This is a genomic window from Neobacillus sp. BP17 (assembly GCF_059579525.1).
Map to the genome: position 1 here is coordinate 3,615,463 of NZ_CM184198.1, position 21,627 is coordinate 3,637,089.

At 41.2% G+C, this 21,627-nt stretch carries 18 protein-coding genes; 5 read left to right on the forward strand and 13 right to left on the reverse strand.

What is annotated here, in order from left to right; genetic code table 11:
- The first annotated feature begins 107 nt into the window (after positions 1 to 107).
- A complete protein-coding gene (locus AC4QJR_RS17445) occupies positions 108 to 785 on the forward strand; it encodes a cell wall hydrolase (protein ID WP_496523683.1) in 678 nt (225 codons plus the stop codon).
- Positions 786 to 852: 67 nt separating this feature from the next.
- Here AC4QJR_RS17445 and ypfJ read toward each other — a convergent pair whose 3' ends face one another.
- Positions 853 to 1,692, reverse strand: coding sequence for a KPN_02809 family neutral zinc metallopeptidase (gene ypfJ, locus AC4QJR_RS17450; RefSeq protein ID WP_496523684.1), 840 nt, complete (start codon positions 1,690 to 1,692; stop codon positions 853 to 855).
- Between the two features lie 227 nt (positions 1,693 to 1,919).
- The gene (locus tag AC4QJR_RS17455; RefSeq protein ID WP_496523685.1) at positions 1,920 to 3,719 is read right to left on the reverse strand and encodes a S9 family peptidase; all 1,800 of its coding nucleotides are present in this window, start codon (positions 3,717 to 3,719) and stop codon (positions 1,920 to 1,922) included.
- A 332-nt stretch (positions 3,720 to 4,051) separates the two neighbouring features.
- On the opposite strand from AC4QJR_RS17455, the gene AC4QJR_RS17460 reads away from it, so the two are divergent.
- The 3 genes from AC4QJR_RS17460 to AC4QJR_RS17470 are packed head-to-tail and all read left to right on the forward strand — an operon-like array spanning position 4,052 to position 7,130.
- Positions 4,052 to 5,212 (forward strand): Gfo/Idh/MocA family protein, encoded by a 1,161-nt coding sequence (locus AC4QJR_RS17460; RefSeq protein ID WP_496523686.1) that lies wholly within the window; start codon positions 4,052 to 4,054, stop codon positions 5,210 to 5,212.
- Between the two features lie 24 nt (positions 5,213 to 5,236).
- Complete coding sequence (locus AC4QJR_RS17465) at positions 5,237 to 5,974, forward strand: ThuA domain-containing protein (protein WP_496523687.1); 738 nt, start codon at positions 5,237 to 5,239, stop codon at positions 5,972 to 5,974.
- A gap of 55 nt (positions 5,975 to 6,029) precedes the next feature.
- Positions 6,030 to 7,130 (forward strand): Gfo/Idh/MocA family protein, encoded by a 1,101-nt coding sequence (locus tag AC4QJR_RS17470; protein ID WP_496523688.1) that lies wholly within the window; start codon positions 6,030 to 6,032, stop codon positions 7,128 to 7,130.
- Between the two features lie 127 nt (positions 7,131 to 7,257).
- On the opposite strand, the gene AC4QJR_RS17475 is transcribed toward AC4QJR_RS17470, so the two are convergent.
- The 4 genes from AC4QJR_RS17475 to AC4QJR_RS17490 all read right to left on the reverse strand — a co-directional run bounded on the left by AC4QJR_RS17475 (position 7,258) and on the right by AC4QJR_RS17490 (position 13,267).
- A complete protein-coding gene (locus AC4QJR_RS17475; protein ID WP_496523689.1) occupies positions 7,258 to 8,829 on the reverse strand; it encodes a SagB family peptide dehydrogenase in 1,572 nt (523 codons plus the stop codon).
- Positions 8,830 to 8,852: 23 nt separating this feature from the next.
- Positions 8,853 to 10,802 (reverse strand): TOMM precursor leader peptide-binding protein, encoded by a 1,950-nt coding sequence (locus AC4QJR_RS17480; RefSeq protein ID WP_496523690.1) that lies wholly within the window; start codon positions 10,800 to 10,802, stop codon positions 8,853 to 8,855.
- Positions 10,799 to 12,763 (reverse strand): putative thiazole-containing bacteriocin maturation protein, encoded by a 1,965-nt coding sequence (locus AC4QJR_RS17485; protein ID WP_496523691.1) that lies wholly within the window; start codon positions 12,761 to 12,763, stop codon positions 10,799 to 10,801. Before AC4QJR_RS17485 ends, AC4QJR_RS17480 begins: the two co-directional genes overlap by 4 nt.
- A 159-nt stretch (positions 12,764 to 12,922) precedes the next feature.
- Positions 12,923 to 13,267, reverse strand: coding sequence for a heterocycloanthracin/sonorensin family bacteriocin (locus AC4QJR_RS17490; RefSeq protein WP_496523692.1), 345 nt, complete (start codon positions 13,265 to 13,267; stop codon positions 12,923 to 12,925).
- Between the two features lie 323 nt (positions 13,268 to 13,590).
- Between AC4QJR_RS17490 and AC4QJR_RS17495 the strand changes: the two genes are divergently transcribed.
- Positions 13,591 to 13,848, forward strand: a complete 258-nt coding sequence (locus AC4QJR_RS17495; protein WP_098573136.1) for an HPr family phosphocarrier protein — start codon at positions 13,591 to 13,593, stop codon at positions 13,846 to 13,848.
- Between the two features lie 61 nt (positions 13,849 to 13,909).
- Here AC4QJR_RS17495 and AC4QJR_RS17500 read toward each other — a convergent pair whose 3' ends face one another.
- From AC4QJR_RS17500 to AC4QJR_RS17530, 7 genes are all read right to left on the reverse strand, one after another.
- Positions 13,910 to 14,605: a YoaK family protein gene (locus tag AC4QJR_RS17500; protein WP_098573133.1), complete on the reverse strand. Its 696-nt coding sequence runs from the start codon at positions 14,603 to 14,605 to the stop codon at positions 13,910 to 13,912.
- A 410-nt stretch (positions 14,606 to 15,015) separates the two neighbouring features.
- Positions 15,016 to 15,321: a hypothetical protein gene (locus tag AC4QJR_RS17505; RefSeq protein WP_496523693.1), complete on the reverse strand. Its 306-nt coding sequence runs from the start codon at positions 15,319 to 15,321 to the stop codon at positions 15,016 to 15,018.
- 91 nt (positions 15,322 to 15,412) lie between these two features.
- The gene (locus AC4QJR_RS17510) at positions 15,413 to 15,583 is read right to left on the reverse strand and encodes a hypothetical protein (RefSeq protein ID WP_180230078.1); all 171 of its coding nucleotides are present in this window, start codon (positions 15,581 to 15,583) and stop codon (positions 15,413 to 15,415) included.
- Positions 15,584 to 15,758: 175 nt separating this feature from the next.
- Positions 15,759 to 16,745, reverse strand: coding sequence for a Gfo/Idh/MocA family protein (locus AC4QJR_RS17515; RefSeq protein ID WP_251463562.1), 987 nt, complete (start codon positions 16,743 to 16,745; stop codon positions 15,759 to 15,761).
- Positions 16,746 to 16,758: 13 nt separating this feature from the next.
- Positions 16,759 to 17,922: an SEC-C metal-binding domain-containing protein gene (locus AC4QJR_RS17520; RefSeq protein ID WP_496523694.1), complete on the reverse strand. Its 1,164-nt coding sequence runs from the start codon at positions 17,920 to 17,922 to the stop codon at positions 16,759 to 16,761.
- Positions 17,923 to 18,074: 152 nt separating this feature from the next.
- Complete coding sequence (locus tag AC4QJR_RS17525) at positions 18,075 to 20,198, reverse strand: glycoside hydrolase family 3 protein (protein WP_496523695.1); 2,124 nt, start codon at positions 20,196 to 20,198, stop codon at positions 18,075 to 18,077.
- A 189-nt stretch (positions 20,199 to 20,387) separates the two neighbouring features.
- Complete coding sequence (locus AC4QJR_RS17530; protein WP_496523696.1) at positions 20,388 to 21,587, reverse strand: AraC family transcriptional regulator; 1,200 nt, start codon at positions 21,585 to 21,587, stop codon at positions 20,388 to 20,390.
- Positions 21,588 to 21,627 lie beyond the last annotated feature (40 nt).

Here is a 21,627-nt window from a genome sequence, read left to right on the forward strand (position 1 = left end):
TGTAATGTTGTTCAACAAACTATAATGAAATGTAACAGTGGTGTTCTGTAATTCGTGTACTAGCACATGCTAAAGTATGTACATACGAATTTACAGGAGGTAGCAACATGAAAAACAATTCCATGAAGAAGTTAATTGTAGCTTGTGTAGCTACATTTGCATTTATAACGCTACAACATAATACGGCAGAGGCAATTACACAATCTCCACTTGTAAAAGATGTTAACCTCTATGAACTTGGTAAAGAAAATGGATTAAATACAATTAATATAGAACAAGAGAATAATCGTCCCGAAAATTGGGTGGATCTAGAGAAAAAATTGGAAAATCCTATTCACCCAAAAGCAGCAGTAAAAAAGGCATCCAAACCTAATAAAAAAACGCCAAAAAAAGAAAAAGAGAAGCCAGCCGTTACCATTTCTAATAAAGAGAAAGACTTATTTGCCCGATTAGTAAATGCTGAAGCAAAAGGTGAATCCTTTGAAGGAAAAGTAGCCGTAGCGACTGTCGTCTTAAACCGAGTTGATTCTCCTGATTTCCCAGATACAGTTACAGGTGTCATTAATCAAGTCGTCGGGGGTACCTATGCCTTTTCACCAGTTCAAAATGGTGAAATTAATAAGCCAGCCTCAGATGAATCGAAACGAGCCGTAGAAAAAGCACTTACCAGAAAAAACCGATTAAATAATTCCGTCTATTTCTATAACCCGGAAATTGCAGAAGATCAATGGATTCGTACACGTACAGTTGTAAAGACGATCGGTGATCATGTTTTTGCAAAATAAAGTTTAAAAAGCCGTTGAATGACGGCTTTTTTGCTTATAAAAAATGGAAACACACGGTTAACGCTATTTAAAGGTTTGCTGCATTAAAGGTATCTCCACCCTCGATGGTTCCATTTTTGAAGCCTTTAGTGAACCAGCGTTTTCTTTGCTCAGAAGTTCCGTGTGTAAAGCTTTCCGGCACCACATAGCCCTGCGATTTTTTCTGGATATTATCATCACCCACAGCACTTGCTGCATTCACTGCCTCTTCAAGGTCTCCTTTTTCTAAGTAGCCTTTCCCTTGAGCGTAGTGTGCCCAAACCCCCGCCAAGTAATCAGCTTGCAATTCAAATCGAACCGAGTACTCATTAGAACGCTTCTGTGCCTGTGAAGCTTGATCTCCTGAATGCAAGAGGGTCTGGACATGGTGGCCTACTTCATGGGCAATGACGTACGCCATCGCAAAGTCCCCAGGCGCCTGGAATTTTTGTTTCAGTTCCTGATAAAAACTTAAGTCAATGTACAGTTTGTGGTCGCCAGGACAATAAAATGGTCCTACCGCCGAACTAGCTGATCCACAGGCAGACTGGACACTGCCGGTATACAAAACAAGCTTAGGATTCTCGTATTGCAGCCCTTTCTTCTTGAATTCATCTGACCACACATCCTCTGTATCAGCAAGAACGACAGAAACAAAGTCCGCTAATTCCTTCTCCCCAGCAGACTCTTGATAAGGTGCAGGAGCTTGTGAACCCGTATCAGAAGCTTGATTGTTGCCTAAAAGATCTCCTGGATTCCCTCCAAGCAGTGTAAAGAGAAGAACGATTATTATACTGCCGATCCCGCCTCCTATCACAGTCTTGCCACCCATTCCCATTCCTCTTCGATCTTCAACGTTTGAACTTTGCCGTCTTCCTTTCCATTTCATTTTTTTGCCTCCTTTAAAAAGCCAATTAACTTTGTTATACCCACAAAATCGAAGATTAAAATCAGATACTTTTTGGAAATTGTTTACTAAACAGCCCTGCAAATACAAAACGGCCCCCGAATTACAGGAGCCGTTTTGTCTCTCACCTATTTCACTACCCTTTTAACTAGTTGTTTGCCGAATTTTCAGTACTGATCTAACGCAGTTTGGCCATTTATTTCTTATAGTTATGATCCATTACCAATATAACGATCAAGAAAGCTTACCATTTCCTTATAGGCAGTAATCTTATTTTTTTGTTTTATGATGGTATGCCCTTCGTCTTCGAAGCGAATAAAGTCAACAGCGTGATTTCGTTTCTTAAGTTTATCAACTATTTGCTCAGATTCTTTTATATGAACTCGCGGATCGCCTTTCCCGTGAATAACTAATAATGGGGTGGTAATTCGATCTGAAAAATTCAATGGATCAATCCGATCAAAAAATTCTCCATCTCTTTCAATTGTTCCATATTCACTCTCCCTATGCTTCTTTCGCCATGGACTGGTTGTTTGAAGGAACGTTCTTAGGCTGGACATCCCCACAATATCAATAGCAGCCGCCCAAAGATGTGGATAGTGACTGATGGCAGCAAGCACCATAAACCCGCCATAGCTTCCACCCATGATTGCAATTTTTTTAGAATCTATATTCCCATTCACCTTTAGCCATTCCACTAAAAAAAGGAGATCCTTAACAGCGTCCATTCTTTTTCGAACATCATCCAAATGTGTATACCTTTTTCCATAACCTGTACTTCCCCGAATGTTTGGTGTACACACGGCATAACCCTGGTTTAGTAAATACTGCTGAATAGGGTTGTATACCGCACGAGCTTGACTCTCCGGCCCGCCATGGATATAAATAACAACTGGGGGCTTTTCTGTGGAATTTTTCGGCCTAGAAAAAAAGGCAGGAACTTCGAGGTTATCAAAAGAACGAAAAGAGATAAGTTCCGGCTCCACTAATTTATGTTCCAGTACAGGTGAACGGGAAACATATGTAAGCCTCTCCGCCTGAATAGTCTTTAAGTCAAGTTCCCATATATCTGAGGGATTTGCCGCTCCTTTAAACACATAGGCTAGTTTTTGGCTATCAGGGGAAAATTTCAGATTTGTAATGACTCCGATTGGAGTTTTCCACGTATATAGGTAACTACGGTTTATGTCTAAAAGTACCCCCCTGGAAGTTCCTCCCTCATTTATCGAATAAGCTAACAAATTTTTATCCTTATTCATAGTCAAATCCTCAAAATCCCACATTCCCTGCTCTAGCCATTCGAGTTGTTTGGTTTTTAAATTGATAAGAGCCAGCCCATAGAATTCTTTGTCTTTATTCGATAATACATATAGATGGTCCCCATCCTTATTAAAATGGGCGTCTCTAAAACTAGCTTCCCCTGTATGTTCTGTTAACCAATTTATATCCCCCGTTGAAAGGTCGATGATACCTAAATCATTATCTAAAGGGGAATTTAGCTTCTGAATCAAAATGGAATTACCGTCCGGAGCCCATTTCACTGCTGAAAATACCCCATTTCCAGCATTCAAAAGACGAATATCCTTCGATTCCAAATTTTGAAGATAGATATCAAAAAAAGCTGGATTCCGGCGGTTACTCGACCAGGCAATCCATTTTCCATCGGGAGAGCTTCCGCCAAAACGGTGGATATGGTCTGGTGAGTTTGTCAGTTCAATTAGTTTTCCTTCTTCCTTAAGTAAGTACAATTGCTGATTTTCATTTCCGCCAACATCCATTCCAATAATCAAATTTGATTTTCCATTTAGATAGCTAATAAAAGTGATTCTTTCTTTTGTAAAGGAAGTTTGGACAGGCCATCCATCACTCCCTTCCCCTAGATTCAATTCCCACACTTGCGGTAAACCAGTATAATCCGCAATGAAACTAAGCTTGTGTCCAGTTGGTGCATATACTGGATTGTTGGCAAAACGAACATGCAAATACGGCTCTATATCAATGGTCGCCATAAACATCCCCCATCCAATTAATTCATTTTTGAAACACTCTGGTGAATATGAAAAAGAGTCATGTGAAGGATTCATAAATGAATTTATCCATTCGAAGGATCACTTAATTTTTCGTCAATCTATCCAATCAATTATATTTACAACCCATTCATATTATTCAGAGTTCCTATTGAATAGTAAGTGACTAAAAAATTGACCATGAAAAATAAACTCAAAGTAGAAAATTAATAATTTTAATATTGACAATTGTTTGAAAAATAGAGAGAATGAACGCGGTTACGTAGATTGAACGGGCCTCTTCACAACTGCTTAAATAAGAAGGGAGATTAACTATGGAAACAATTAAAATCGGAATGGTCGGTTACAAATTTATGGGTAAGGCCCACAGTCATGCATACCGGGATCTTCCCCTTTTCTTTCCAAATACGACTCATCCTGAAATGAAAGTGATTTGTGGTCGTGACCAACAGGCTGTTGCTGTAGCAGCAAAGCAATTCGGTTGGGAGGAATATACAACTGATTGGAAAAGTCTTTTACAAAGAGATGATATCAATTTAATCGATATCAATGCACCAAGTGATGTACATAAAGAAATAACGATTGCTGCTGCCCAAGCAGGCAAACATGTTTTTTGTGAAAAACCGTTAGCGCTTACAATTGAGGATTCTAGAGAAATGCTTGAAGTCGTTGAGGCCGCTGGGGTTAAACATATGGTTGGCTTTAATTACCGCTTTGCCCCTGCTGTCATGCTGGCTAAAAAGCTTCTTGACGAAGGGAAGTTAGGAGAAATCTATCATTTCCGTGCTTGGTTTTTGCAAGATTGGCTGGTTGACCCCAACTTCCCGCTCGCCTGGAGACTTCAGAAAGATATCGCCGGTTCAGGTTCTCATGGAGATCTTGGAGCCCATCTGATCGACCTGGCACACTACCTCATTGGTGATATGAAAGAGGTTATTGGAATGAATGATACGTTTATCAAGGAAAGACCACTTCCTGCTCAGATGACTGGCTTATCTGCGAAGGGAAGCGAGAGTGCTGAAAAAGGCGAGGTCACAGTTGATGATGCGACTCTATTCCTAGCACGGTTCGCAAACGGTGCTTTAGGAAGCTTTGAAGCTACACGATTTGCCACTGGACATCGCTGCAAGAATTCCTTTGAAATTAACGGCAGTAAAGGCAGTGTCATCTTTGACTTTGAACGCATGAATGAGCTTCAGGTCTATTTAACGGATGATAGAGATGATGTTCAAGGCTTCCGCCGGGTATTAGCGACAGACCCTTCCCACGCTTATGCGCATAACTGGTGGCCTCCAGGTCATACGATTGGTTATGAACATACGTTTATTCATGAAATGGTTGAGTTAATGGAGGCTATCCGTGAAGATCGGCAGCCGGTTCCAAATTTCCGAGATGGCGTCAAGTGTCAAGAAGTTTTGGAAGCGGTTGATTTATCAATCGAAAAACGCCAATGGATCCGTATTTCTGACGTCTAAAAATCGAAAGGGAGTGCTTCCATAATGAAGAAAAAGGCATTGATTGTATGGGGCGGATGGGATGGCCATCAACCAGAGCAAGTGGCAGAAATTTTTAAAGGCATCCTTGAGGAAGAAAACTTTGAGGTAGAGGTTTCCAATATACTTGAGTCTTATGGAGATTCTGAAAAGCTAAAAAACCTGGATTTAATCATCCCTCACTGGACGATGGGTACTATTGAACAAAAGTATGTTCAAAATATATCCGAAGCTGTTATTCAAGGTGTGGGGTTAGCGGGATGCCACGGAGGGATGTGTGACTCTTTCCGTAATAATGTGGACTGGCAATTTATGACCGGCGGAAATTGGGTCGCTCATCCTGGAAATGACGGTGTGGAATACATGGTAAATATCAAACATTCGACCAGTCCGCTCTTTGAGGGGATGGCTGATTTTAAAGTAGTCAGCGAGCAATATTACCTTCATTATGATCCTGCTGTGGAAGTGTTAGCTACTACTCGCTTCCCTATTGTTAATGGTCCTCATGCTGCCAATAAACCAGTTGAAATGCCTGTGGTTTGGACAAAACGCTGGGGCCAGGGAAATGTATTCTATAGTTCATTAGGCCACCAAGCGAACATTATCGCCATGCCAGAGGTTTCCCTTATTATGCGGCGAGGATTTCTGTGGGCTGCTGAAGGAAAGAAACGATCTGAAGAATTAGGTCCAACCTCTATTTATGGTAATGCAGGGATGTACACAGGAATGGGCGACAGCCAGTAATAAGCAGCCGCTTGAACTTTCAGAGACCAAAATGATTAAAATGGAGGACCTAATCGTGAAAAAGCTTAAAATCGGTATCATTGGATGTGGAAATATTAGTTCTATTTATATGGAAAATTGTCCGAAGTTCCCGCACCTTGAACTTGTTGCCTGTGCAGACCTAGATGAAAAACGTGCCCAAGCTCAAGCTGGAAAATTTGGTATTCCAAAAGCATGTTCAGTCGAAGAGCTGCTTTCTGATCCAGGGATTGAACTCGTCATTAATTTAACAATACCAAAAGCGCATGCGTCTGTTTCCCTCCAAGCCCTTGAAGCAGGAAAGCATGTCTATTCAGAAAAACCACTTGCGATAACTCGCGAAGAAGGTAAACAAATGTTAGAAACAGCGAAAAGGAAAAACCTCTTCGTCGGGAGTGCACCAGACACTTTCTTAGGTGCTGGTATTCAAACAGCGATTCATTTAATTGAACAAGGTGAAATTGGTGTCCCTGTTGGTGCTTCAGCCTTTATGATTTGCCGCGGACATGAACATTGGCATCCAGATCCTGCCTTCTACTATGATATCGGGGGTGGGCCAATGTTTGATATGGGACCCTATTATTTAACAGCTTTAGTCGCTTTATTAGGACCAATCAAACGAATTTCTGGTTCTGCTCGGATTAGTTATCCAGAACGAACTATTAGGAGTAATCCTAAAGAAGGAAAGAAGATTCTCGTCTCTACCCCTACACATCTTTCTGGTGTTATGGATTTTGCCTCAGGTGTCATCGGAACGATTACAACAAGCTTTGATGCCTTTGGAGGAACATCCCTGCCTCCTATCGAAATCTATGGAAGTCAAGGTACGATTCTCGTTCCTGATCCAAATACGTTTGGGGGCCCTGTTCGCATAAGAAAATGTGATGAAAAAGAATTTGCCGAGGTCCCGCTGTCATTTGGATTCGCCCAAAACAGCAGAGGGCTCGGTGTCGCTGATATGGCAAAAGCGATCCTTGGAGGCGGTAACTATCGAGCAAATGGAGAATTAGCGTACCATGTTTTAGAAGCGATGCACGGACTGCTTGAATCATCGGAAAAGGGAACCCATTATATCATGGAAAGTACCTGTGACATACCGGAATCCGAGTCAAAGGTATTACAGTTTGCAAAGGAATAATTCTGATTACTTTACCCCCTTATATGATTCTATTTCGAAAAATAAGAGTCTCCTTTTGAATGGGGAGACTCTTTTCTATTCTCTGTGATCAGGTATTTTTGTATGGGACAAATTGAACCTATTAATCCTAACTTTGCAAACTTCCTTTTAACCATGGACGTTGTCGATAGGGGCCAATTGGAATTTGGATGAGACTGGTTATTCCATGTGGTTCCATTTTGTAAATTTTATCACTTAAGTTTGCATCAAACCCGAGAAGTGGATGCCCCCCCATTCCGAGGGCTGACGCCGTTAACAGTAATCGTTGCACGAGCATGCCAGCTTCCATTTGTTGGATGCGGTATCCTCTGTATCCCAGTGCTGTTCCGAAAGATTCCCTGTCTCCTGCCACATGCAGGCAGAGCGGTACTTGGAGCAAATTAACATTGTCTAAAGACATTCCGGATTGCAACTGGAGCCGATAATCTCCAAGCTGTACCTTTCGCAACTCATGAGCAGTGCTGTCATAATAATAGGCTCCATTTGGAATACCTTCAACATTATATAAACAGCCATACAATGAAACACGAGGCTCATTCTTCTGATATGCACCATCCAAATCATTTCGATACGAGAACGAAGCGGTCGCTTCCTGCATTAGTGCAGCTAGTTGAGTTTGACTCACCTTTCCCAAAACAAAATCCATATCTGGTGAAAATCTCTTTTGACAGACTGACACCAGATCATAAGATAGCTGGTTCACGTGAGGCAGACTTTCCGCTTGACCGTCAAAATTCAAACTCTCCTTCGCCTCCATGAGCTGAAACATTTGCGTTGAATCCAGCAAGGACGCTTCATTCATCTTAGTTAACATCGGATACTCTTTGACCCTTTGTGACCGGACGTAATGACGGGGCTGAATCGCTGTCAACTCTCGGCACAATTCTGAGGCAGTGACTTCTATTTTACCCCCATTAGTAGACCAGATAGTAGGTTCAACTGAAAGCGGAATAACCGCATAAACACTTTCCTCCTGTTCGGAAAGCCCAATTAGATGGTTTATGGCTCGATCAAGAAACTGGAAGTAAACACCCGTTGCAAAGCCAAAGCGTTTTGATACCTCCAGTAGCTGTCCTATCACCACGCCGGCATCCAACCCTTGCAGACGGTAAGAAAAGTTATTGTATTTAAAGAAATTTTTCCAAAACATAGTCGACACAAATACTGTACCAAAGCAGGCAGATACATCATTACGATTACCAAGAGCGCGGGCTATATATGAATCAAAATTTCCTTCTCGCAACAAAACCAAGCGGTGATGAGCCGCATCATAATGGTACATCCCAACAGGCAAATCCTTTATCTTAAGATAAACATATAATTCGTTTGGATATAGTGCCCCTCCGGAAGGAGCGAACCGCCGAAACGACTGTACTAGGTTCGCTGTCTTAGCTGTGGGATCCGAGGGAAAGACTGTTTGGCTAACTTGAGTAAGGCCATAAACAAACCAGAGAAAATGACCAATTTTTCGAAGATTAGGATTAGTGGGCCGTTCTTGCTCCTCAAGTGTCAGCGGTACTTCAAGAGAAAATGGTACCTCTGGCAGGCCGCGGTAAAGCTTATAAGGGAGTGGCGCATCATCCCAATCCACTTTCCAATTGGGTACGCTTGCCTTATCAATGTCAAAATGTAGATTAAGCAAAAACTCCTTTAGACTCATCCTCCTTGCCTCCTAGTCTCCGCTTATGGAAACGGATGCGGATGTGGGTTTAGTTGTTCAAGTGTCAACGGTTGTTTTGAATATCCAAGTTCCATCGGTACCTGGAGCACCCGCTCTAGCCCAGTTACGCGGGTAAGATGTTGTCCAAATGTCATCGGAAGCATTCCCGGAATCAGCACCTTCACGCAAAATAGCCCATTCCGTTTCAATTCTGGTGCCGTCTGGTCTACCACAATCACATCAAGATTTAATTGACGAAAAACATGAAGAATGTCTTGTAAATCATCTATAAGGTCTGAATGCCTTGACTTCCATTTAAATTCCTCTGCAAATGTTCTTAATGGACGATTATCTTCAAGTAAAAAATCCAGTCGCTTTTCCGCTTGCGGCAAACCGTACAACATGCCATGATCATCCATCTGCTGCACCAGAGATGAATCATGCAGCATTCGGCTATACTCTACCCGGTTCGATTCCAATTTCTCATCTAGCGTTAACATCATTCCAGCCAACTCATGAACCGCACTTTTAACAGCCCTTACCGGGTCAAGATGTGCGCCAGCTGCACAGATAAGATTCAATCCCTTTTCTTTCCTGTTTTTAGCAATCGCACAAATACTCGGAATTCCGTGCTCCATCGTCGAATTATACAAATACAAATCATATCCCGCGACTGCCCGCATACGTTCGATCATCAACTGCAATTCTTGGTCGTCAGCAGAAGATGGGTCAAGTCTCGGCAGTTTCAGCTGCGCGTACCAGGTCATTAGAAATGAATCCCGCTCCACCACTTCCATAATTCCATAGAAAATAGCCTCTTCCAAACTCCCCCCTAACGCGCATCCATTGGAAGTTTCATAGACAAATCCACGCTGCCCGCATCCCAGGCTATAATAGGCAAGCAGCTCAGGCACAAGTATTGGACGCTCTTCCAAAAACGAATGGCCCCATACCCAATTCATTGGCCGTTCAGGATTAAACGGTTGATAGGGAAAACCATGCCGCTTATACTGTCCCTCTGCATGTACACCTACTTTCATAGGATTGAGTGCTTTATTTTGCAAATTACGGAAACTATTAAAAACGACTGTACGTTTCCCGCGTGGCTCTAGACCGCAGTACCGCTCCAGTCCTTCTAAAATGGCAGTCAACTCACTTACCTCATATGAATTTGTCCTGCCTGCCGTTCCCTCATCCCCGTCGAACAAAGGAAGATTTACACTAACATCGGCAAAGGGTGGCACTAAATTAACCATTTTACCATTCAAAAGGCCAGTTCGATGATCTAAATAGTCTTTAGTTAAAACTTTATTCAGCTCTTCCAACGAACGGCAGCGGTAACTGTCAGGGCTGATTTTCGGACTTGGCTGCAATGAAATCCGGGCAGCCTCCTCCGAATCGTCGGGTAATTGGCTGCAAATCGGACACACCGGGTCAGGCAGAAAAGAATGCCAAGAACTCGATAATGTTTTCAAATTGATTATACATACCTGGCCGTCCGAAAGAGCATAATCACCCTGTAGAATTCGTTTAACCTCCGCCCTGAGTTGGTATGCCAGTTGCAAGAGTCCTGTGTTCGATACAAATCCTTCAGGCTGAATACCTCTGTACTCCTTCAGCCTTTGTTGAATCCCCCACATCTCTTTTCGGTCGCGTCCAGCCATGAGACGTCTCAAATCCGCGCACTGAGAACATCCCGGTGTCCCTGGTCGAACTAGCGGCCCCACCACACCCTCTCCAAATGATACGAAGCCCCTCAGCCAAGGCGTCCCTGTTCGTCGAAACATCTCTTCTGCCTTTTGATGAACAGAAGGATTCCAGGCATCCTGCACTACCAGAGCCAAATCAGTTTTTTTCGGTACAACCGCCTCGAATTCGGTCTGGCGAACTACATGGTAATGGGCGAAAAGTTCTTCGCATACAATGTCTGCCGCCACCCCTTCTCCTATAACCAAAACGACAGCAGCGCTCAACTAAATTCCTCCTCTCGAAGCAACACGCCGAACACACCAGCCAAACCTTCTTTTAAAAATGGTTCAATTTCTTGTTCAAATACCGAAAGCCGCTTATGATTTTGTTTCAAGACATCCATAGCGGACCGCAAGTTCTCGGATTGTATCCACTCTTCATAAGCAGGGATGACAAGGCTTTGCGACACCTTTTTTTCCAGATGAAAGGACGATACATCAAATGCTCTAGCTAGGGAGCCGCCTTCCGGGTTTTGTACTTTGCTAAGAGCTTGTTGTAACGCCTTACGTAACGCCATTGTTATATTCAAATCTACACTGCGATACCATCCGTCACTCGTACTGACCCAAACCACAGGGAAACCGGACACTTCATCTCCTAACCCGATATGCGGTGCTCCCTGTATTGTAGTTAGCGCCTGCAAATAAAACCGGCAGCGTTCATCCTCCACAGCACTCAACTGGACCAGGGAGACTTTTATTCTCTGATTACGTTGTTGAATGTTCAATTCTTTGTCCAAACACTTTTGCAGCCCACGGCAAACACCTTCCGCAAATGTTTCTCCCGCACCAACTCCTACAAATTCCTCCCATTCTAGTAATCTACCCTCAACTTTCTGATTTGGAAGTAGATTTGTACCGCTCAAATCGATCATTCGTGAAACATATGCTTCAATCCCCGCCAGACCAGCTTCCCTGCGTGCCTCTTCATGTGTCAGACCTGAACAGACAATCTCACTTAACAGCTCAGCAGGTCCCTCCGATAACGGGTCCACTGCCTGAACACGACACTGAGCTAGCGGCAGCTGCTTTAATTCCTCCTCCCCCCATCGATGGAAAATCCCAGTCTCTTTTGATGTCAACTGGTAGAAGTATAGAAGCAATTCACTTTGCTGAACAGTGTTTAATCCCTGTTCAAGCCGGCTATTAAAATCTTCAACCCATTTAGCCGATATTCGTCCAATCACCAAAGGATGAGGCATAAACGAATGCCAGTTTCCTTCCAACGTATCAAGATCAAGCAAGAAGAATTGATTCTGTTGTTCCTGTTCAGTTACTCCTGTAACCTCCTTAAATAATTCAAATACAATCACATTGGCTAACATTGCTCCTGCTGTCGAAGAATATGCCGATAATTGTTGATCTTTGAAAAGCACAGATTGGTGCAAGCGGCGCCAAGCAGACTCCCAACATGCCTCAGAGTCTGGTTTTACTAACGGACCTGCAATACCCACTTGTTGTATGCAAATAGCAGGGAGTAAAAGCTTCTTTTCTTCCCTGCAAACCGTATGAAGAAGTCGCAGTTCCTCTAGATTTCCCTCCTGTGACACAAACAAAATCGAATCAAACGGCTGCACACTCTCCCGCCAAGAGCTTACTCTATCTTCCTTTAATTTGACCTCTTCTACCTCCACCTCAGGGTCTGATTTACGGGCATGTGCCACTAATTCCAACAACCGCCGTCTATTAGTCGGTACGGTGTCGGTGATTAGCAGTTTGAACTTGGGCAATCCGGATTCAATCAAAGAAGAAACCAACGAAACCAAAAAGGGACCAGAGCCAACTGCCAACACTTTGGCCTGACGATAGGTTTGAAAACGATACGCCCCCGAATTAACAAAACTGTCCACAAATTCAATTTGTGCAGCATGCTTTTTAAGAACATAATCCTCCAATTGATGCGGATGGTCTTGACTTACATCTCTGACAAACCCATTTCGATACAGCACTTCTGCAATTTCATACACCCGATCCCGATATGGTCCAGGTAATCCTTCAGTTAAATTTCCCAACGTATACTCCCCGTTGAACATTGGAATTAGCTTCTCAACCCATTGCTCGATTGTACTGCCTTCCATACGAAAGGAGCTTATATTGTTCCGGAAATACACACCTCTGTTTGAATCGGGGAGAAAAAACGTATCCCTTTTCACTTTCAGTCGCATAGAAGGGTTCAAACTTGTCATTTCGTTCCTCCTTAGCCTTAACTTTTCTCCAAACTGTATGATGACTTCACTATAATTCTATGTAACGCAATTTGTCCCATATGTCTAAACTAATAGAGAAGAGCCTTTACAAAGCTCTTCTCATTAACCGACCAGTTTTACATTGGAAAAAGAGAGCGATTAACCTCCGCAGCGATGGCCTCCACCGCAATTATGGCCGCCGCAACGATGCCCGCCGCCACAATTAGAGCAATGCGAACAATTAAAGCAACTAGAGCAGCGGAAACAACTAAAGCAATTAAAGCAGTTAAAACAGCTAAAGCAACTAAAACAACTAAAACAACGGCCAATACCACCAATACCGCCTATACCACCAACACCACCAATACCGCCTATACCGCCAAAACCACCAATTCGAGACTGATCAAGATAGTATTGGTTTGGGTCAAAAGGAACTGCCTGACTCGCTTGGAAGTCGCCAACATTTAACATTTGGAGTTCATTTTGTAAGGGATTCATTTTCATACCTCCATCTATTTAATATCAATAATTTGTGTTAGTACATAAAACTTCAAGTACTCTCTTCATCAAAATATGACCTATGGCTGGGTATTGCTACTGATTCAGAAGCCCATATTATTGGGACATTCCTAATACTTTGCCTAAAATGTTGATTAAACTAACGGATTAGGGGTATTCAAAAGGAGGATTAAACCTGTTGTCAGGAGGACTACCACAAAGAATGGCCCATAATGAATTAATCAGAGCATTTTTTATGAGCTAGTTTCATACATAAAGAAAAGTGCATAATTTAGAATTTTTACAAAAGCGCACTAGGGAGGGAAATCATGATACAACAAACAGTGACTATCAACAGAAATGCAGGTTTATATGCTCAGCCGGTCAATCAATTAGTTCAAAATGCTTCTCGATTTAATGCGGATATCTTTCTAACATACAAGGGACGAAAGGTGAATGTAAAATCGGTCCTCGGCGTGTTATCTTTAGCGATTCCTAAACAAGCAGAAATTATCTTAGAAGTTTCAGGGGACGATGAAATTGAAGCACTGAGAGAGGTTATTCATACATTGGAAATGCTAGAGTAGAAAGATCTGAATAGAAAAGCAGAGGCTGGATCCAATTTGGGTTCCAGCCTCCTCCAAAAAACTATTTAAACGTTAAGGACTTGCTTACATATCCCCGGTCCCGATGATACAAAATAAGCGCGACTACTAAGATGCCCGAAGCAATCCAGATTGATGTGTTCCCTATGAAGGTGGTGGAAAATGTCCCGGTTAATGCACCAAATAAAAATGAGATAATAATTGCAAAGAATTCTTTGAATTGTTTTTTTGCTTCTTCATTATGTTCTTTTAAAGCCAAATAGGCTGCTTGTGTAGCCGTCCGAAGATTTCCTGTTGTCATCGTTGAATTGTAAACCCACTTGTCGAGTTTATTGAAAGTGGAAATTTGTAAAGACGAGACAAACGCTATACATACAGTTACCACGATATTCGGTATACTGCTTGGTAATAGACCGACAATAATTAAAACTAAGCACTCCAAGATAAGAATAGACCTTCTATAGCTATGCAGGACATGTCTTATCCGGGGAATTTTAGCAATTTCTGAGACCAAAACACCTAAAATAAAAGCCAGAATTGGGGGGATATAAAGCAAGGCTCCGTGCCATTCCCTGTTTGCTGCTTTAACAGCGAGGAGGACCAAATTTCCTGTTTGGGCATTGGCAAATACTCCATCTCTGCTAATAAACGTGTAGGCATCTAAAAAACCTCCAACCACCGCTAACAACATGCCTAAATAAAATGAGTTGGACGATAACGAAGGGATTTTATCTTTCATTTTATGTTCTCCTTGTTCCGATTTGTTGCTTGAATAGTATTTCCTAAATCCTGATTTTCTTAAAATATCATGTATTTGGATGAAAAAGTTACCTCATTTTTGACAATAAAAGAAAATTATTTAAAAACACGGGAAATTGAGTTTAAATTTATATGATTTTCCAATTCTATAGTTATAGGATTGGATGGTTTTAGATTTACTGGGCGAATATTTGCATTTTATGAGCGAATTCTAGCATCTATTGAGCGAATTCTCCCCTTCAATGAGCGAATAGCGAAATCTCTCTCAAAGAATCCTAGTTCTATCAGCGAATTTCCACGTCAAATCAGCGAAGTCGATATTTAGTGAAATCCCCAAAAAAAGGACCAACCTCATTAGTTAGCCCCTGGTTTCACAATCCAATTTTATTGTTATTGATTATTTCTCATCCAATCGATTAGTTCTGCAATTGCGTCTTCAAAATCCACTGCTGCCGTCCCGTCTTCAGGAATCTCCTCCATGCATTGTTCATATTCATTAAGCCTAATCACCAGTTCCTCCACACTCTTATCTGTCATTTGTTTCTTTGATTGAAATTTTTTGGCTTTATTTAAAAGGTCGGTAAACTGTTCATCTTCACCAATTTCATCCACCAAACTCCAAACCTCTTGTAAAACTGCTTCTAATTTTTGTACAGAATCATGCAGCTTTTGTAATTTATCAATTGTATTTCCCATTCTGGAACTTCCCTTCTTCCTAGAAATGCACTCCATCCTATTATTTTCAAAAAATCCATTTAAAAATCAATAAAAAAACGCCTAAAGGCGCTTAATAATTGCACTTTGGACAAGGTTGAAAGCGGTCTTTACCATGTCCGCATTGTCTGCAATTGTCTGAGTATTTTTTCCCATTTTTACATTTCCATTGTTCATACGTAATGCCATGTGAATCTTTATCGTTTAAGTACTTGATATAATCATTCCCATAAGGATAGATCATCAACATCACCTCCAGTGCTCACTACCAATGTATGCGCTTACATACATGAAAAACACTGGAAAAATAAATAAAAGTACCCGTGTCATTTTTCATATGTACAAAAATACAGCATGGTTAAAACCATACTGCATCTTCATTGAGTCTATATCCTTTTCAACTAAAGTTCATTACTAGTTTAGTAATAATTCCTCACCATTTCTCCCATGACCCAGTTCGTTCTCGCACCTGAAACCCCTGTACTTGGGCACTGGGAGCCACCAGTTGTTAAGTCTGCAACAATTGTTTCAACAAGTGGTTGATGAACGTGCTGTGGCCGTTCGAAACTCCACTGTTCTGTTCCGCCAGCTGTCGTCAAAACGATGGGCTCGTTTCCGAAGGTGGAAAAGCTGATTTTCCCTTCGCTCCCCACGATTTCATTCAAATCGACATCTTCAAAAGCCGTGAAACACCAATTTCCTACGCCATGGATCCCAGATTCAAACTTATATGTACCCGTTACAATATCCTCCGCCGAATAATACCCAGCTTGATTGGAAGCTAAACCTTGAACGGACGTAATCGGTCCAAGCAGAAAATCTAAAAGATCAAGCGTATGGCTGGCTAAATCAAAAAAAAGTCCCCCACCGGCCAATTCGGGTTGTACCCTCCAAGGAAGATGTTGCGGATCCAACACGTCTTCAGAAGCCTTTTGATATTGGGTAGACGATACAAAACGGACCTCTCCAATCGCACCGTCTTCCAATAACTCTTTAATTTTTAAAAATCGCTCTTGTGCCCTGCGATAATACGCCACATATAAGGGCACGCCAGCTTCCTCACAAGCCGCAATCATTTCTTGGCATTCAGCATAATTGCGAGCCATTGGCTTTTCTACATAAACAAGTTTCCCTGCCTTTGCTGCCTTGATGGTATATTCTTTATGTGGTCCTGGCGGTGTGGCAATATAAATTGCATTGACCTCAGGATCGTTAATGAGTTCATCGGCATTATCGTACCATTTGGGGACACCATGCCGTTTTGCATAATCCTCGGCAAGCTCCCCTGATCTCCTCATAACCGCTACCAATTCTGAATGATTGATTTTTTGGAAAGCTGGGCCGCTTTTCACTTCCGTTACGTCACCGCATCCAATAATTCCCCAACGAACCTTATCCAACTTCATCCTGCATCTCTCCTTATTTGCCACAGCACTTTTTATATTTTTTACCGCTCCCACATAGGCATGGATCATTTCGGCCAACTTTATTTTCCTTTTGAATCGGACTGCTTTGGGGATTGCCCCCCCGATTGCTAGCATTTCTGAAATCAATTTCTCTTGCAAGTGCGGCAAGTTTCCAATCCAATAGTTCCAGGTGTGACTCGCCTAAAATGGAATAATACCCATAAACAGTCTGTTCAATATCAACTAGGCTAGAGAAGTATTCATTTTTCATATGATTACTTATTACAGGTAATGCTTTTCGAGATAGCTGATGACAGAGGGCTTCAATCAGCATATCTTGTTCATCTAGTTCATCTGTCCCCCGATAAGCTTTTATTAAAGCTTGTACTGCCCGGTCAGATTTAATATTTTCAACAACGGAACTCGCATAAATAATCGAATCGGAATTTTTTAAATATGGTTCTACCGCCTGCACAACATCATCCGATTGAAAACCAATTAATGCGGCTGAAACCTCTTCTAACAAGATATCATCATCACGGTCCAACAATCTAGCTAAGAGGGGGATATGCTTTTCTAGTTTCAGTATTCCAATCATATATACAGCCAAGATACCATGAAACGAAAACCATTTTTCGTTTAATTCCTCTTGCAGAATTTCCTCGATATCCTCTTCTGTGATCCAGCCATTTTGAACGATACAGGCAGCAAGTTTTTTCGCTTCAATAAATTGTGAATGTTCATACGTTTTGGCTTTGTCGAGAGCATTGATTCTTTGTGCAAATTCTTCCCAAACTTCTTCCTCGTCCCCATTTACGATCAGTTCAGCTAAAGACCAATGCTCTTCATTAAGATATTTCTGGATCGGTTCTTTATATTTGAGGCTTAGCATGGGTTCGATCCGTTCTAATAACTTCACTGCCAAGTGGATTTGGGTCTTATCCATCTTTGGGATATTCTCTAACAGAAGCTTGACACCCTCTTCATTGATCTTCATGTTATCAATGTAAATTAGTATCGACGATTGCTTGTCCTCGTTCGTAAACGCTTCCTTCAATAATCTTAACGTCCATTCTTCAGGAACGTTTGGATAATCGTGTAAGGCATGAAGCACTATTTCTTGAATTAAGATATCCTGGCTAATTACATGTGGTTCTATTTTTTCTAAAAAAGTCATCGTATCCGTCCTTTAACCATCTTTATTCTCCTTAGTATTATAATTGATTTTAGCAGCATCACCAAAAGAAAACCTTAATGGAGCAATCAAAATACAAAAACTCGCCGCAAATCTTTTTGGGCGAGTTTCTGATTTATAATTGTTTTACTATCTTAAAATGTTAATCCATGACCAAGCTTATAAATATTACCATCACTATCTTTATAAGCGTACCGGAGACCTTCCGGCATATACTTATCCTTGTCATAGCCCGGTACATCATTTCTTGACACACAATTACCTTCTTCATCAACCGCAATGACGGCTTCACTCGCTGGCAATGTTAACGGTAAAACACCTACTGGTCGGCTATTACCTGCCATAACCTCATACTGTGCCTTAAAGTAGGTATCGTAACCCGCGATTAGAACATCTGCTAAAGGCTCAACGTTTCCAAGGATCCATGGCAAAATGACATTCACACTCATAATCACTTTTCCGCCGCGGATATGGATACTGTCTGCCACTTCTTTAAGATGGGCCATTCCACTTAAGGTGGTTTCCTGATAGGTAGTACCATCTAATGCCGTTTCTGTCTTATCTTCGCAGATTTCAAGTTCTAACAATCCTGGGGTTGCATTGAAATATGCTCCGGATTTTGGACTTAAGAAGAGAATAGCAATGTCAGCTTCTTCATAGTTATCCGTCAAGATAAATTGACCAAGCTCCTGACATTCCTTTCTTGCATTTTCCGTATAAGCTGCAGCCCGCTCTGGTTCTTTGTGGAAAACTTCCACATAAACTTTCTTAGTACCAAGCATATCTGCTGTTAAAGGTAAGGTCTGGTTGGTATTTTTTAGAACGGTTACTGATTTTTTATGAGCCTCATATGCGGCTTCCCAGCAAGCAGGATTATTAACTACTGAAGCAGCATTCTCTGGTGAAACATAGGTACGATCATCAAATAATCCTAACGCAAACATTTCAGTAAGCAGTCTTACATTTGCTTCATTAATCCGCTCTTCACTAATCCAGCCATTTTCAATCGCTTTTTTAAGGTTTTCAATATCGTTCGTATCAGAAATAAGATCTGTACCCGCATTAATTGCTTTTGCAAAACGTTCCGCCTCGCTTAAGGTTTCAACGCCCCAGCTCATTTTACTTGTGACTCCGCTGTCACTATTGATATAGCCTTTGAAGCCTAATTTTTCTCTAAGGATTGAATTTAAGAAATAATCATTAAAGGTAAAACCAACCTCTTCGAATGGAATGCTTTCACCTTCGAATTCTTGTACTGCACTTTTCTTGATGCTAGGGATTGAATAATATGGCATCATCGATGAAGTCCCATGCTCTACTGCTGCTCTAAACGGAGGCATATGATACTTTTCTAAGCTTCCAGGTGTTGGGTATAGGTTCCATTTCCCCTCTTCATAATGTGGGTCAAATCCATTTTCCCTTGGTCCACCACCAGGAAAATGCTTAGTGGTCATCGCGATACTATGGTTTCCAATGGCCTTCCCCTGAAAGCCATCAATTATGCGGCCGATGGCATCCGAGATAAATTCCGGGTCTTCCCCGAAGGTACCATAGATCCGCTGCCATCTCGGGTCCGTAACAGTATCCGCCATGTACATATATCCTTTTCTTAACCCAACAGCATCCCACTCATCATGGGCGATTTCGGCAAATTGGCTAAAAAGGGAGGCATCGCCGCCATTTTTTATATCGCCTTTAGCTGCAGCTGCAAGTCCTAACGTTCCTGGCCAAGTAGAAAAAATCCCAGCTGCATCATTCATCCCAAAAATGAATTCTGTGTTTTCGTTTCTGGAATTCGATGCGATTAAGCAAGGAATACCCAGACGTGTTCCCTCACATACTTCATTCATGGTATTGACCCACTCGGCCATTTGTGCCGGGCTCCAGTTATCTCTGAGAATGAAGTGGCGCAGATGCATGTTCTCAATTGTATGCGTTGTGCCATATACTTTCGCCAAAGCAAAAATAGTTTCGCCTTTTTCAACAATACCTTCATCTAACACGCCATCATGACTTGTTTTACTCTTATCTTTTTGAGTAAGTCCCATTTGACGCGTATTTATAAGCATCATTCCGACCTTTTCGTCGATAATCATTAATGAAACTAGATTCTCCGCACGTTCCTTCGGGCTTAAGCGCCAGTCCTTATATGGTTCTAGTTTCCCACTATTATTTAAATCTTTAAATTTTAATCCATCCACTTCAATGATGTTCTTGACTCTTACTTCTAAAATCGGCTGTTTATGGTTTTCTTTCATTTTAATGCCTCCTAAACTTGTAAGCACTAGTAATAGTAAGTACAACTTCATCTTAGCAATTTCAGGCCATATCCACACACACTATTGATATTTTTTATATAATATTGTGCTTTTAATGATATTTTTTTCATTCGCCATTTCGCCTAAAATAAAAAAAGGACATGAATTTATCATGCCCCACCTTTCTTTCTATTTGCAATCTCTATACTCTGTAGCCGTCATACCTTTTACTTCTTTAAATACTTTACAAAAGTAATTATAGCTGCTAAAGCCGACTTGAATACTAATATCTGTAATAGATAACCGCCCTTGTTCAATAAGAAATATTGCCTCTTTGATCCGCTTATTATGGATATAATCAATCACACTAACCTTCAATTCTTCTTTAAATCTCCTGGCAAGATAGGATCGATTAAAACCGATTTCATCTGCAATAGATTGTACATTGATCGATTCTTTAAAGTAGACATTTATATACATTAACGCTTTTTTGACAACAGTACTATATCCTTTAACTGCAAAATTTTTAACCGCATCACAATATTCTTCCACCATACTGAAATTTATTGCATCTAAATCGGACATCGTCACAGCTGCCTCAATTTTAAATGCGAATTTTTCCGATATAGCATGTAAATATTGAGGTTCGACCCCTCCTTTAGCTGCAGCCAGCCGATTCATTGTATTACTTGAAAAGCTAAGATTTTTTTTCGCCCGTAAAGGATTCCCTGGAACTCTATAGGAAAAGTCACCTGTAAAATCAATCAATGCTTTCAGTGCAGAATCTTTATCCCCAATTTCGATAAAATGTAAAAATTTCTTTTCAGCGGCATATCTGAGCTTCACCTCCATACCATCTTGATCATAATCCAGAGGCTGTACCTCCGGTTGATTATGCTCATTATGATTTGGAGCCGTAACAAATTGGGAGTCAACTCGCGGATTCATTAATAGATTCACTAATAGATCACCAATTGCTAAATAGGATTGTCCTAAATATGGCAATGATTTATAAAACTTCTCAAAGGGTTTACCCCAATTATTTTCAAGCCGATTTTCTCTGATAACACTCCAGATAAAATGGTCAGTGATCTTTTCTAACATGAAAGGTCCGACGATAACCATTCCATGAAATTGTTCATCCATGTGCAGGGCCGCTGCCAAATACGAAAGTTGGAAAGAATCTGTATGAAAACAAAAACTATTTTTATTGGCTGCTTCTAATGCATTTTTAAGATCCAAATAGATTTTCTTGCGTGCCTCCACAAATATGAGGGGGTCACTATCATCAGATATATGTAAAATGGTTTGAAATTGATGATCAATGACTTGTACATCTATTTGAAAAGCATTCTTAATTAGCCAGCATTTACTTTGAAGTTCATCCACTTTAATCACCTTTCAGATTCATTGGATTCACATGATCGTT

Coding starts and splice junctions, on each gene's coding strand:
- AC4QJR_RS17445 (WP_496523683.1), top strand. CDS start 108: ATGAAAAACAATTCCATGAAGAAGTTAATTGTAGCTTGTGTAGCTACA.
- ypfJ (WP_496523684.1), bottom strand. CDS start 1,692: ATGAAATGGAAAGGAAGACGGCAAAGTTCAAACGTTGAAGATCGAAGA.
- AC4QJR_RS17455 (WP_496523685.1), bottom strand. CDS start 3,719: ATGGCGACCATTGATATAGAGCCGTATTTGCATGTTCGTTTTGCCAAC.
- AC4QJR_RS17460 (WP_496523686.1), top strand. CDS start 4,052: ATGGAAACAATTAAAATCGGAATGGTCGGTTACAAATTTATGGGTAAG.
- AC4QJR_RS17465 (WP_496523687.1), top strand. CDS start 5,237: ATGAAGAAAAAGGCATTGATTGTATGGGGCGGATGGGATGGCCATCAA.
- AC4QJR_RS17475 (WP_496523689.1), bottom strand. CDS start 8,829: ATGAGTCTAAAGGAGTTTTTGCTTAATCTACATTTTGACATTGATAAG.
- AC4QJR_RS17485 (WP_496523691.1), bottom strand. CDS start 12,763: ATGACAAGTTTGAACCCTTCTATGCGACTGAAAGTGAAAAGGGATACG.
- AC4QJR_RS17490 (WP_496523692.1), bottom strand. CDS start 13,267: ATGAAAATGAATCCCTTACAAAATGAACTCCAAATGTTAAATGTTGGC.
- AC4QJR_RS17495 (WP_098573136.1), top strand. CDS start 13,591: ATGATACAACAAACAGTGACTATCAACAGAAATGCAGGTTTATATGCT.
- AC4QJR_RS17500 (WP_098573133.1), bottom strand. CDS start 14,605: ATGAAAGATAAAATCCCTTCGTTATCGTCCAACTCATTTTATTTAGGC.
- AC4QJR_RS17505 (WP_496523693.1), bottom strand. CDS start 15,321: ATGGGAAATACAATTGATAAATTACAAAAGCTGCATGATTCTGTACAA.
- AC4QJR_RS17510 (WP_180230078.1), bottom strand. CDS start 15,583: ATGATCTATCCTTATGGGAATGATTATATCAAGTACTTAAACGATAAA.
- AC4QJR_RS17515 (WP_251463562.1), bottom strand. CDS start 16,745: ATGAAGTTGGATAAGGTTCGTTGGGGAATTATTGGATGCGGTGACGTA.
- AC4QJR_RS17520 (WP_496523694.1), bottom strand. CDS start 17,922: ATGACTTTTTTAGAAAAAATAGAACCACATGTAATTAGCCAGGATATC.
- AC4QJR_RS17525 (WP_496523695.1), bottom strand. CDS start 20,198: ATGAAAGAAAACCATAAACAGCCGATTTTAGAAGTAAGAGTCAAGAAC.